Origin of the sequence: Paenibacillus sinopodophylli (genome assembly GCF_005930355.1) — a bacterium.
Taxonomy (GTDB): Bacteria; Bacillota; Bacilli; order Paenibacillales; family Paenibacillaceae; genus Pristimantibacillus; species Pristimantibacillus sinopodophylli.
In genome coordinates this window covers 118087-130180 of record NZ_VDBO01000013.1, presented here as the reverse complement: position 1 = coordinate 130180, position 12094 = coordinate 118087, and the positions used below count along the sequence as shown (strand labels likewise).

The following is a 12094-nucleotide window of genomic DNA, read 5'->3' as shown; positions in this document are numbered from 1 at the left end:
GCATGATTATAGCCCTTGATTCCGAATGTCATCGCGTATCCTCCGAGAGCTGTATGTGTAGGAGGTTCGGGTATTTCGTGCCGTCCACTACATCGACTTGATACGGCCTGCCGTCTAACAGTATCCTGTCTGGCGTGTTGTCTTGCGGCCGCTCTATATTCGCACTCGTTTCCAAGACAAGCACATACTTCGTTGTCTCGAGTAAGCCGGGCTCGTCCTGCCTCAACGCTCCAGTTACATATTGTGCGAAGCAGACCACCTCAGCTTGGACGGTTAAAAACTTCGGCTTGCCGATTGGGTTATAATTCCCATCGAATTCGCGGCCATATCGCTGGATATCAACTGCTGCATTTGTCTTAAGCAACGAGCAGTATTTGTCCCGCTCGACCGTCTGTCTCATGGTCAGCACCATGAAGTTGACGTCTGTCTGAACAAGATCGCCAAGCTCCACCGCTGACGATGGAGCAAAGAGACCATTGTAGACGTACTCCTTGCCCATTACAGTCGTTGCTTTCGTTTCACGGGATAAGATTACCCTTTCCACTTCTCCGTTTATAGTGCACGGCGTGTGACGATGAGAGAAGTCATTGAACATACCTGATCACCTACCTAAACGATCGGAGCTTGTATTCGGACAGTAGGTCCGCTATCTCCGGTGTGAGCATGCTGTTGCCAAAATACTCAATGCTGAAATCAAAATCTTTCTTTGACTTCACATTTGAGTTCGGGTTACTAGCTAGTTGATTGACGAGCAGCCCGCAGGCTGCCTTAACCTTATCGGGAATTTCTGCCCAACCGCTTGTGTAGCCTATTTCCAGCTCCGTGTATGCAGATCCAAATGGAGATGATCCGCACCATAACGTGCCAAGACGTTTGTCGATATCGATAACGCTTAAATCGACGATTGGTTCAAATCCAGGTGCTCCGAAAAAGTTACCCATCAGTCCCGTCATTACGCGTCCGCTTGCCTCCAACACATCGACGATAGGGGCATAGGTTAAATGCCCACGCTGCTCATATGTGAGCGGAATGCGCTCTGTATATGCCTTAACCCCGATTTCTCGCTTACAATAACCGTCAATAAGCGCAGATGCTCGGATAATTAACGGAATTGTGAGCTGAATTCCATCCGATACATAGATTGTATCCTCTGTTGTCAGATACTGACTCATTCGGCATAACCGTCCTCAATGAGCTTATCAGCTAATTCAGGCGATAATTCGGCCGCGCCATCCTTAAAATTAATAATGATTTTCCCATGATGTAAAGAGTGCGACCCGGTACGCTCGCTATCCGTCCCGATTAATTGCACTATTTTTGTTTTCTGTTCTTCTGGCAGAGGAACTTCCGTAGATCTAAAGGTTTCTTCTGCTGTCTGAAGCATAATTTGCGCATCTTCAACAGATTTTCCTTCCGGCGACTCTTCGGCCGTTATCTTTTCCGCTTCCTCAATAGCCGTATAAAAGTTGTCAACAGCTTCTTGTGAGTAATTTGTGGGTTCATTCCCAATTACTACAATTGCAACCAATGCTCTCGCGCTCTCAATAGACGCTGACAGCTTCTTTAGTTTACTCGTAGACATTTGTACGCCTCCTCTCTTAAAACGAAATAGACGGTCATATGACCGTCTCAGTGCTCAAATCTTTAATTAACCGATTGGAGCAATGGTTGGACGCTCAATCGTTCCGTATGCATGTGCATAACTCGGGCCTTTAGCAACCGGTGCTCCGTACTTGATACCCACATACTGCTCTTGCAGGTTTCCAGTTGTCCCAAGCTGGAAGAGATACATCCCTTTCTCACCTACATAGTGATATTCAATCATTGGCTCTGTAACGATGGCTACGCCGTAATCTGTGTTTTCTGGACGAGTTGCGTTTACTACCGATGGCATGAATGGTTCAGGGATCAACGGAAGAACACCAGCTGCCGTTTGTACGGCTGGAACAGTAAGACCGGCGATGGTTGTCTTCGTGAGATTGCTAATATGTGTTGAATTAAATGCAGCGAGTTTTTCTTCTTCCACTAGGTAATGATGCGCCAAAGGATGAATATAAACTGCGGTAGGCATCAGTTCATAGGTTTCACTAGAAACCATCGCAGCTACTTTTGCACAAATCGCCGATACAATCGAAGCAGCAAGCGAGACGATAAACGTATTCGTAATTTGCTTGGATAGCCCCACATATTGCAACGTTGTGGGAGTTGCCAAATTCGTATCTGTTCCCCTCCATAGCATTCTGCCGTGGTGAAGACCAATGCCATTTAACATGTCGTTAAGGTCTTTAGCTTTTAGTTCAGGAAAATTTGCTTGCTGTTGCCCCATGATAAGATCGTAGTGCCCAAAGTTAACCTGGTTTGTCGTTGCTTTGACTTTAACACCGCGTGAGTTACGCGGGTTACTTGTGGGATTGGAGCTAGGATTACGAGGATCAACAGATGCTCCTCCGTTTATTGTGTTTTGCTCGTAGTACGTTGAAATATCACCCGTTGCCGGGACGTAATTCAAACGTGCATCGAGAACTGAGTTTCTACGGAGTGCATCTGTTATTTCCTTTTGAAAATCATCGACAATAATAGCCCCAGGGCCTTGAAACTGCGTAGCTGCTGATACATCAATGGAATGTGCTTGACCCACTGCGTTACTCATCTTATACACTCTCCTTTGCGCCGAGCTCTGCTCTAGCTTGCATTTTTAATTTAATAGAATCGGCGGACGATAGATTCAACTTGTCTACAGCTGCGCAAAACGTTTGAATATCCGGTTCTTCACCTGCCGCGAAATTACCGCCTCCATGCTTGGACAACAGCTGAGAAGCTGAGATCGTTTTACGAGCAGGCTCGTCCGGCTTAGTGCTGCCCGCCTTTAGAGTAGCGATTTCCTGTTCCAAGATTGTCAACTTGTCTTGCGCCGCTTTCAATTCAGTTGCTTTAACTTCTTCATCTGTTTTAGCAGCAGCTGTTCCACTTGCTGTTTTTACGGATTCTACATCCGTTTTAAGCGCTCCTACATCGGTTGCGATGGTTTGCACACTTGCTGTAAGAGTTGTCATGCCTGCTGTAACAGCAGCTAGAGCATCTTGCATTGCTTTTACTTGTTCGGGTGTCATATCGACAGCCTCCTTTGTTTGGTTTTTAGCTGCGAAGCTAGTTGTTTTATATGCAGCGGCTTCAGCAAACAAAATCGCTGCGCCGGTACCGCAAAACTCAATGACTTCCAATACGCCTTCTTCCGCATCTTGAACAGATGCTTCCATTTCGAGTGAAGCCCCAAATTGATATTCGCTCCAGTTTTGTTCGGCGGCGAGTCCGTTATAGTAGCGGATCGTCGCTACAACATCGGGGAAGTCCTTAGCATAGATATAGCCGTCAACCCAAGCGTACCCATCCAATGATCGGTACGCCTTTTCGATGACTGCCACTTTAAATCGTGGATCGTGATCAGCCATACCGTTTGCGTAATCGATATTCAGTGCCATGCCTACAAATGTTTGTAGATTCTTGTCACACACTTGAGATGATATGCGGATCTTCTTCCCGCCTGCACCGCCTGGCGAACCGTCTGAAGGTTCGTCCACTTTAAACAATGCACATTTGAAAGGCGCCTTGTTCGGGTGGGTCCCGACATCCGACATTTTGAAATCTTGAACGCGCATGCTCGCCTTGCTGAACTTCAATGTGGCCAACATTCTTTATTCTCACCTCCTCCAAGGGCAAAATAAAAACGCCTACTCTTTAAGCGGCGTCATCATTATTGCGGTTATCGTCATCAGGCTCAGGAGGGTCTTGCGGATTTGCCTTTGTCTTCGCTGCCGCTTCCTCATCGATCTCATCCCTCGTTTTGTTTATATCAACGACATTAGTGTTGCTTGGCTGCAAAAGCACCTCGCCGTGCTGGTTAGGCAAAGCCTTGCGTGCTAGGCCGTCCCTAACCTCATCAGCTGTGAGCACTCTGCGATCGATATAGATTGCATCAATATCCGCTTTCGTCTTCTGGTCCTTCAAGCTGGTCGCGTAGTGGAATTTGAACTCAATCTTGCCGCCCATCTTGAATATACCGTCGATGATGTGATTATTGATATGCTCGACGATGTTCTCCGCGATCGATTGCACCGTTGATTCAGTATCCTCATCCTCGCTGTCCGCTGTGCTGCGGTTAACGTCCTTTGTCTGCCCTAGCTTCTTAGGCGATATGTCAAAGGCGATGGCGATGATTTCAATCAAGAAGCGCTGCCACTCGATGTATAAAGCCTTGTCGTCAGTTGCGCCAAGGTCCATAACGGATGTTCCTTCGAATCCGCCTACAATCGGTACCTGCCCTTGACCAACTACTTCATTTTTCCAATACGCTTGGAATGCAGCTACAGCCTTTGAATCAGTACTCTTTCCAAGATTCAACAGCTTTCTTAGAAACGGGTTCTTCGTTTGTTTGCCAGCTGCACGATGCGTATCGATGAAGTTGTTCACCGATTCCCATACCGTTTCAAGTGGTGCAAGGCCGAACGGCGTATTTGTTCGCGGATTCATTCGGACATACATCATCTCACCAGAGTTTAAGTGAATGTATCTGCCGTTAGCACGCTGCGCATAACGATAGGAATCAGGCTTACCGTCCCATTCGGGATACAACTCAACGCTAAATGCGTCTACGGGATACATACGGAATGGTCGTAGCATGTTGCCAGCCTTCAATATTTCAGTAGCTCCCGCGCTGCATACGAGCATATCCTCAACAGTCTGCTCTAACCATGATCGGAAGGTATCTGCCGGATTCGGTCTGAGCAACGTATTCTCTATGATCTTGCAGAGCTCTGCGTACTTCTCGGCATCTTTCTCGTCAATGGCCGCTACCGACCAGTTGAGTTTCGTAATGCCTGACTTAATTACGTTAATAGCTCGGCGCGGTATTGGTGACTCGCTAAGCGTTCGCAAGTTAGCTGGCGTTCGCTTCGGCGTTGATTGTTTGTTCCCTTTGCCTGCATAGTGATAAGGATATACATCCGTATTTCGATCGGGTTCGTTTTTTGTGCGGCCTGCTTCGAGCCAAGATAATACCCACTGTCTAACACCCAAATTCTCTCACCTCCTCCTAGATAGATAACGTACCAAATGAGTACCCATTGCCGTCTGCCTTACGTTCGTTGTAGAGGGCATAACGCTTAGAGTCTTGCGTGTGGTTGTTCTTGTCTTCCGGTTCTTCAAGTTGTTGGCCGTCTTTCTTCCTTTCCTTCCACTTGTAATTCTCCGTCTCTTTGATCTCATTGAGACAAGAACCATTAACGTAAAGATTAGGTCTACCGTCACCCTTCACCTTATAAAGACTGGATACTTCTTTGATGCCAGGTCCAATCGTATTATCCGCAGCCCGAACGGGTAGCTCGTACTTTTGATACGTGCTTATATACTCTGGCTCAGATGGATCGGCCCATATGACGTCAAAGCGGTACTTATCATGTAATGTCCGGTACCGCTTCACTAAGCAATCCTCAATCGTGCCTTGATTGTCTACTATTAGCACATTCACATGCTGCTCATAGCTTTCATCAACGATGTAATATTCCTCACCAGCACACCCGATGACAAGAAGAACAGCAGGATCATTCCAACCATGGTCCATGCCGCCTATGAATCGGTCAAAAGTCAGATCCTTAACCGCTCCATTCGGATACGTAACCTCGTACAATTGTGTTGACTGATCTAAGCACCGCATGCTCACAACGTGTGCGCCTCGCTTGAACTCATCATATACTTGACCATGGAACACGTTGAACTTTGCTCGTATCTCCCGATCCACATAACGCTCTGGATACGTATCGATCATCTTCTGTATATTCTTCTGGAGCTCCGGTATTGGATTGTCCATGGAAGACCAATAGAAGTTACGCCAATCAGGGTCATTTTGATACTGGCTTTCCTCTAAGCCCGCATCGATAAACTGCCCTTTGAGTACGATCTCCTCTGCAAACCAGTTAATACCCTCGGGCGTTGTTGTCCATATCGACCATCCGCCTTTATCTGCCAGTGCATACGACAAATAACCGGACCATGTCTCCGGCTTCATCTTTGATGCTTCATCCAACCACACACCATCCAAACCTTTACCAACAAGCGTCTTAGGTTTGTCGGCTGACTTGAACTGTATCAGAATGAATCCCTTAAGCCATACGCGATTCTTGGATATGTCCCACTTCTCGATCATATCCTCAGGAATTGTTGCGCTTAGCTCCTCTTGCTGAATCTCTGACATGGCGTAGGTTGGTGATACACACCAGTATTCAAGCCGTGGTTTCGGCTTCTTCATCTTCTTGAGATTCTTCGGCGGCCTGAACGGCAGCCCTTTGCCTCTTTCGATATCAGCCAGAATAAAATCAAAGAACTTGCGAGCTCCCACATTCGTCTTGCCGCCACGACGGCCGCAATTAAGGACGTTGTTTCGCGCTTCACTCTCCATAACCTCGATTTGCTTAGCATGTGGCGTCCAATCAGCGAAAGGATCAAGCTCCAGTGCATTACTGCTTGGCATGGCCCCACCTCTTCACGCTGATCTCAGTAGGCGTATCCTTGTCACCATTCTTCAAATCGTCCACTTGAAGCTTTGTATGCTCGATCTTTGCGTTCATAAGCTCCAGCTTAGCGCGGCGCTCGTCGTTCTCAGGAGCTGCCGCAAGGAATTGACGAATGGCGCTACGCAGTTCACGCATAACCAACACATCTGCCTTTGATGCATTCGCATGTTTATCGTGTGCGAATTGAAGTTCCCATTCTTCTTCCGTTCCCCACTCGCTCGGCTTCTCTCTTTTCAACTCTTTAGTCGTGTCGTCCTTATCAGCGACATGAGTGATTCGTTGACCGTGAAGCAGCTTCGCTTGTAAGAGTATGATATTATTCCATATCATCTCAAGCGGATCGGAATCATGAATCTCCTGAACGATCTGCAATACAGCGTCTGGGAGGTACTTTGCGTAGTAGCCATGCTTCATCGCGTGGTCGTTACCTTCTGGACCTCCAGCGCCACCGATATTGCCAACTGAATTCTTATTGCCCGGCTGAGCTCCGCGTTTCCGCTTAACAGGAATTTCGTCCCACTTATCGAGAAACTTCCATTTCCGTATAAGCGAAGCGCTGATTCCCAACTCTTCCGCAATGTCGGATAGCTTCTTTTCACGGCCGCTCTTAATCCATATTTTCAGCGCTTCTGCTCGGTTATTGCTTCGGCTTCTAGACAAGCATCATCACCACCTCCGATGGCGTAATATAGGTGTATTTTTAGTATTCGAGTTGGAATGGAACGCTCCAGCTCCATTGGTAACGCTTTTGAACGGATTTTCTGCCTTAAAACCGATGATGAGGATGAACTCTTAAATCCCTGTATTCTCCTAATATCTGGTTCTAGAGTGAATCATAATCATACTTGTGTTGCACTCGCGAAAACATGGTTTTTCTAGTGCTGTCAAGGGTTTATTCTGCTTTCTGAAAATGAGTGCAAAACCACTCTAGTTATGATGCACTCAAAAGCCTCATAAGCTCGAAATTGCCTCGTCCATCATGTCTTGCGTCATACCAATATAGTCTAAAGTGATCATCGGATCGCTGTGTCCGTACATCTTCATTAGTAACGCTAATTTGGTTGGGTCCTTGATGTACAACTGATATCCCCATGTTTTTCTGAGAGTGTGGCAGCCAATGTCCTTCAGCCTAAATTCTCTAGCAGCTTTGTTAAGCATTCGGTACGCCGTGCTACGATGAATGGGTTGTTTTCTGAGCCTGACTTTCTTTTTTACTTGGCGGCTCTGAAATAAAAAATCATCATCTGCCATATCCTTGATGAAATGATGTAAATCATTTCGGATTGATGGATGGATGATGAATAATTTATCGTGAGCATTCTTTTTTTCAGTCATTTGAACATGTGTACCTCTAACCATGCCTGCACGAAGTAAAAGTAAATCTGATACACGTAAGCCGCTGTATATGCCCATGCAGAAATATAGATAATCACGCATGCTGCGAAACCGCAAGTAATGCTTAACACCGTCTATGACTGCTTGGTCACGGATCGGCTGGACGACATTCATATCACCACCTCGCTTATATTCTCAATGACTTCGGGTCTTGATATAGAAGAAATCAATACAATCTCATCAAATACAAAAATAGCATCCATCAAGGAAGTCAATTTTCTATTTGATGATTATCGCATTTCGACAATAGGCAGGACTTTCCTCCTAATACATCGAATGTATTAAATGTGTATATAAACACTAACGAAGGACGTGATTTCCATAATCGAGGAAAATAACTCAATAGAAAATGTAAACACATTTCAATTACCACAATCTATAACAACATCTGCCCTAGAACCAGCAGCAAAACAAATAGGTGAAGGCTTTGGAAACTTGTTTTACCTTATCTTCTCACCTATTGAAAAAGCAAAAATAAAAAAAGAACATGATATAAGTGTATTTAAGTCAGAGTTAGAATCCGAGATTTTAAAAATACCAGTCGACCAGTTAACTGAGCCACCTTTAAATATTGTAGGTCCAGCATTAGAAGCATCAAAATATCACATTGAAGATACTGATATTAGATCAATGTTTGTGAAGTTAATATCTTCATCAATGACCCAAAATAATAATAATATAGCTCATTCAGCGTTTGTGGAAATTATTAAACAACTATCACCTCTAGATGCTAAAACACTTCTATTTCTTTATAATAATCGACCAGTAGGTTTTGGTAAAATAAGACTAAACCATACCGATCCTAGTAAAGGAGGTCAGGATTGGATTAAGAATTTTTTTCCTTTTCCTGAAATGGATATCGATAACATGGATCACTATTCTGCTTCAATAGATAATATTAAACGATTAGGCATCGTATTCACTGATCATACAACTTCATTTATAGACAAAAGCCAGTATGATTCGATAAAAAATCATGATTTGTACAAACATTTACACGAATTAGCAATTAAGACCCCTGATCACCCTTTCTTTAAAGATAGAGCAATTCACTTCAATGAATCCGTTTGGGGTTTCACGAGTTTCGGGAACCACTTTGTTCAATGTTGTTTGTAATTATTAATGAACTCAATTGTTTCTTTTTTTAAGCTTTTTTTATACTCTTCCATGACAATTTGGAGTTGATTCGAGAAATTATTAGTCATGAATTGAATGGCATTTTCAATATCAACCTTTAGTTTCTCCATTCCTAATTCAAGCTCCTGAATTCTTAGTTCAAGATTGTCTATAGTCGGTTTCAATAACATCACCTCAATTATTTATATTAAAAATTCATCTGCCTATTCTACATTTATGATAATTATGATAATATAATTCTAAATCCGAAAGCATCGGTCGAAGAGTCGTATGGCGAAGAACGCCTGCGGCTCTTTTTGTTTGCCCTGCAAAGTGTGTTACTAGGATGGAGGTGCCTCCTCATCATAGTTTTGGGTGCTACCCAACAGTGCAGGGCTGCTTTATATGTGAAGCGCTATGCGCTTGTCACTGTTGTCTGCCGTGACGGCGTTCTCTGCGATTACGAGGAGGCAGGACGTCCATGTATGGCTGGAGCTTTCTTGCGAACCTCTCTATCCATTGGTACATTCTTCACACACCTCACTCTGCTGCAGAATTGTTTCAATCCCTCTTGCCTGCCCCATGGACAGCCGCGGCATTTAGCCGGTTGTTGTTTGCTGTCGCTTACCGTGGGTAATCGTCTTGTAAACCTCAACCGGATCGCCGCCTTTCTTTGTTTCGATAATCTTCCAATGAGCCATAGGGATGGATGAATGGAGGATTATCGAATTATTTAGAGTCGCTTCTTAGGGAGAGGAATCTGAACCTCTGTCTGCTGACAGATACCGCGCCTACTGTCCCCAGCTACTTTGGCTATCGCCTTTTCGCACGACCTATCCAGTTTTCAAAGGACTACTAAATAAAAAAAGGTACAGTTATGATCGGGAGTGTTTAACTCCTTGTCATTACTGTACCTTTTGGGCACTCTTATTTTTGACGCTGATTTCACGTGAATTACACGCAAATTTTAAAATAAAAACAGTAGGATTAATTTTTATCATTCATGATCTCTTTGACTTGTTGCTGCAACGCTATCCATAAAGTGTAGTAATTTTCTTTCTTGGTCTTTTGGGCATCCATTTTGTATCCATTCCGAGGCTGATTCGTATGGATTGACTGGATTCACCCAAACTATATTCTTTAAGTCACCGCATTTTGAGGTAAGATTATACAGTAATACTCTCATTTTATTATCACAAGAGATTATTATTTCATCGGTCTGTATTGCTGCTTCTACTAGATGAACATCTTTTAATATTGCATCTTTAGCCTTATCATTTGGAGCATACTTGTCTATAGTCGTCCTAATTTGTTCATATTCAATATCATCTATAACCTTCAATCGTTTACTTGCAATAATATTGTTTCTCCAGGTCGATGAAAATCTAGACTGATGTTTTTTCCATTCAGCAAAAATAGTCTTTGACATCACTAGAATATTTTTACTAGAACGAAAATCCTCTAAGAAATCTCTACAACTCTTTGAAATGGGGTGAATTGTTTCACCTGCTGAACGAGCAACTGAAGCATCAATAACAATATCAAATACTTTTTTACTCACCAAGAAGCCTCTTTTCAACAGCATTTAAATAATTTGCCTCTGCTGTCAAGTTTGTGTCGTCAAAATCTTCTGGCCATTCTCCAAAACTCCCAGTATCGTCTAAATCAGCACTTTCGACAAATGAATATCCTGTTTGGGAATCTCTTAAAAACCAATGTAGTTTTACTTTTTCTTGTGGAATTTCTTTAGAAGCAACCAATGTTTGAATTCCTCTTAAAAACACAGAACTATGTGTCTCCGCTACGATTTTCACACCTCTAGCGATAGCGTCAGAAAATATCGTTGCTAATTCATACTGGGCGCGAGGATGCAAATGTATTTCAGGTTGCTCTATATAAACAATTTGACCTTCCTTAGCAACTTGAAGTGCGACTAGTATAGGTAACGTTTGAGAGAGTCCCAATCCTACATCAGCTATACTGACGATATCATCATCATCACTAGAATTACTCCGACTTACGTATATTGCAATCTCCGTATCATTAATGTACTTTGTGTCTATATTTTTGGCTAAGCCTAATTTTTTTAGATTAATTTTCAATACATTTAACATTACGACATTTTGAGTATCTTTCCACTGAGCTATAATGCTTGCAACATATTTTTCAAAAGTACCTGAAAAATTCATTCTTTCAAAATCAACTGCTGTAACAGGATAATTTCTTTCTGGGTTACCTCTTAACCCAGGAAGATGCATTATATTCCTGATGTTTCTTTCAATTAGGAAAGTTGTTCTTTGTTGGTATAATATATACCCATTTTCTTCCTTGTCATATAAACCGATATCAAGAAAACATCTATTGCGTACTATAGTAGGTGTAAGATCTTTATTATAGTAATATTGAAAACCATCACCTCTCACTTCTTTCATTGCACTGACTACATCTGCTTCATTCATTGATTCCTCAAGTTTTATGTTTGTTTTTCCTTGCTTTATCTTCATATTCTTTATTTCAAAACCCGCTTTACTCTCCTCTCGTTTGATATATGTAATACCAACTTTCTCTCCGCTTCCATTTTCAACTTCAACAAAAAACTCTGCGCTTTCAGATCCCATGCTTATTATTTGGGAGGAACTCGAAAACTTTACATTCGGTCCATTTAATTGAAGCGCACCAGGATCATAGCTTTCATCCAATGTTTGTTTCATTAATAAAATGGGTTGAAAAATACTGGATTTTCCTGAACTATTTGATCCTGCTAAAATTGTCAATGGCTTAATTGATATGTGACTTTCTTTTAAAAACGATTTGAAACCCCTTATTCTAATCGACACTATTCCTTTTACTTCACTTTTCAATATTCTTTTCTGCCTAGGTATTCTTGCCATATTACACCATCTCCTTGTTACAAATATAATATAAAATTCTATATTTAGACATACATTTTTTGGTTACAAGCAAAAACCTTTCCTATGTTTTTTGTGCATCTCTTTTTTATGTCTATTGAGCAAACT

The 12094-nt window shown here is 42.8% G+C and carries 13 protein-coding genes; 1 reads left to right on the top strand and 12 read right to left on the bottom strand.

Features of this window, described 5'->3' with window-relative positions:
* Positions 1–28 precede the first annotated feature (28 nt).
* The 9 genes from FGT79_RS26250 to FGT79_RS26210 all read right to left on the bottom strand — a co-directional run bounded on the left by FGT79_RS26250 (position 29) and on the right by FGT79_RS26210 (position 8075).
* On the bottom strand, positions 29–544 hold the full coding sequence (locus FGT79_RS26250) for a hypothetical protein (protein ID WP_246096634.1): 516 nt from the start codon (positions 542–544) through the stop codon (positions 29–31).
* A 61-nt stretch (positions 545–605) separates the two neighbouring features.
* Positions 606–1172, bottom strand: coding sequence for a hypothetical protein (locus tag FGT79_RS26245; protein WP_138755799.1), 567 nt, complete (start codon positions 1170–1172; stop codon positions 606–608).
* Positions 1169–1582 (bottom strand): hypothetical protein, encoded by a 414-nt coding sequence (locus FGT79_RS26240; RefSeq protein WP_138755798.1) that lies wholly within the window; start codon positions 1580–1582, stop codon positions 1169–1171. Before FGT79_RS26240 ends, FGT79_RS26245 begins: the two co-directional genes overlap by 4 nt.
* A gap of 66 nt (positions 1583–1648) precedes the next feature.
* On the bottom strand, positions 1649–2650 hold the full coding sequence (locus FGT79_RS26235; RefSeq protein ID WP_138755797.1) for a hypothetical protein: 1002 nt from the start codon (positions 2648–2650) through the stop codon (positions 1649–1651).
* A 1-nt stretch (position 2651) separates the two neighbouring features.
* Complete coding sequence (locus FGT79_RS26230; RefSeq protein ID WP_138755796.1) at positions 2652–3689, bottom strand: 3-oxoacyl-ACP reductase; 1038 nt, start codon at positions 3687–3689, stop codon at positions 2652–2654.
* 46 nt (positions 3690–3735) lie between these two features.
* Positions 3736–5073 (bottom strand): phage portal protein, encoded by a 1338-nt coding sequence (locus FGT79_RS26225; RefSeq protein WP_138755795.1) that lies wholly within the window; start codon positions 5071–5073, stop codon positions 3736–3738.
* Positions 5074–5089: 16 nt separating this feature from the next.
* Complete coding sequence (locus FGT79_RS26220) at positions 5090–6523, bottom strand: terminase large subunit domain-containing protein (RefSeq protein ID WP_138755794.1); 1434 nt, start codon at positions 6521–6523, stop codon at positions 5090–5092.
* Positions 6510–7226, bottom strand: a complete 717-nt coding sequence (gene terS / locus FGT79_RS26215; RefSeq protein ID WP_138755793.1) for a phage terminase small subunit — start codon at positions 7224–7226, stop codon at positions 6510–6512. The genes FGT79_RS26220 and terS overlap by 14 nt, the downstream gene beginning before the upstream one ends.
* A gap of 291 nt (positions 7227–7517) precedes the next feature.
* On the bottom strand, positions 7518–8075 hold the full coding sequence (locus FGT79_RS26210; RefSeq protein ID WP_138755792.1) for a tyrosine-type recombinase/integrase: 558 nt from the start codon (positions 8073–8075) through the stop codon (positions 7518–7520).
* Between the two features lie 198 nt (positions 8076–8273).
* Here FGT79_RS26210 and FGT79_RS26205 point away from each other — a divergent pair, with 198 nt between their 5' ends.
* Complete coding sequence (locus FGT79_RS26205; protein ID WP_138755791.1) at positions 8274–9077, top strand: DUF4393 domain-containing protein; 804 nt, start codon at positions 8274–8276, stop codon at positions 9075–9077.
* On the opposite strand, the gene FGT79_RS26200 is transcribed toward FGT79_RS26205, so the two are convergent.
* From FGT79_RS26200 to FGT79_RS26190, 3 genes are all read right to left on the bottom strand, one after another.
* On the bottom strand, positions 9062–9262 hold the full coding sequence (locus FGT79_RS26200; protein ID WP_138755790.1) for a hypothetical protein: 201 nt from the start codon (positions 9260–9262) through the stop codon (positions 9062–9064). The genes FGT79_RS26205 and FGT79_RS26200 overlap by 16 nt on opposite strands.
* 812 nt (positions 9263–10074) lie before the next feature.
* Entirely contained in the window at positions 10075–10638 is a 564-nt protein-coding gene (locus FGT79_RS26195) for a hypothetical protein (RefSeq protein ID WP_138755789.1), read from the bottom strand.
* Complete coding sequence (locus FGT79_RS26190; RefSeq protein WP_138755788.1) at positions 10631–11968, bottom strand: AAA family ATPase; 1338 nt, start codon at positions 11966–11968, stop codon at positions 10631–10633. The genes FGT79_RS26195 and FGT79_RS26190 overlap by 8 nt, the downstream gene beginning before the upstream one ends.
* Positions 11969–12094 lie beyond the last annotated feature (126 nt).

Coding starts and splice junctions, on each gene's coding strand:
- FGT79_RS26245 (WP_138755799.1), bottom strand. CDS start 1,172: ATGAGTCAGTATCTGACAACAGAGGATACAATCTATGTATCGGATGGA.
- FGT79_RS26240 (WP_138755798.1), bottom strand. CDS start 1,582: ATGTCTACGAGTAAACTAAAGAAGCTGTCAGCGTCTATTGAGAGCGCG.
- FGT79_RS26235 (WP_138755797.1), bottom strand. CDS start 2,650: ATGAGTAACGCAGTGGGTCAAGCACATTCCATTGATGTATCAGCAGCT.
- FGT79_RS26230 (WP_138755796.1), bottom strand. CDS start 3,689: ATGTTGGCCACATTGAAGTTCAGCAAGGCGAGCATGCGCGTTCAAGAT.
- FGT79_RS26220 (WP_138755794.1), bottom strand. CDS start 6,523: ATGCCAAGCAGTAATGCACTGGAGCTTGATCCTTTCGCTGATTGGACG.
- FGT79_RS26210 (WP_138755792.1), bottom strand. CDS start 8,075: ATGAATGTCGTCCAGCCGATCCGTGACCAAGCAGTCATAGACGGTGTT.
- FGT79_RS26190 (WP_138755788.1), bottom strand. CDS start 11,968: ATGGCAAGAATACCTAGGCAGAAAAGAATATTGAAAAGTGAAGTAAAA.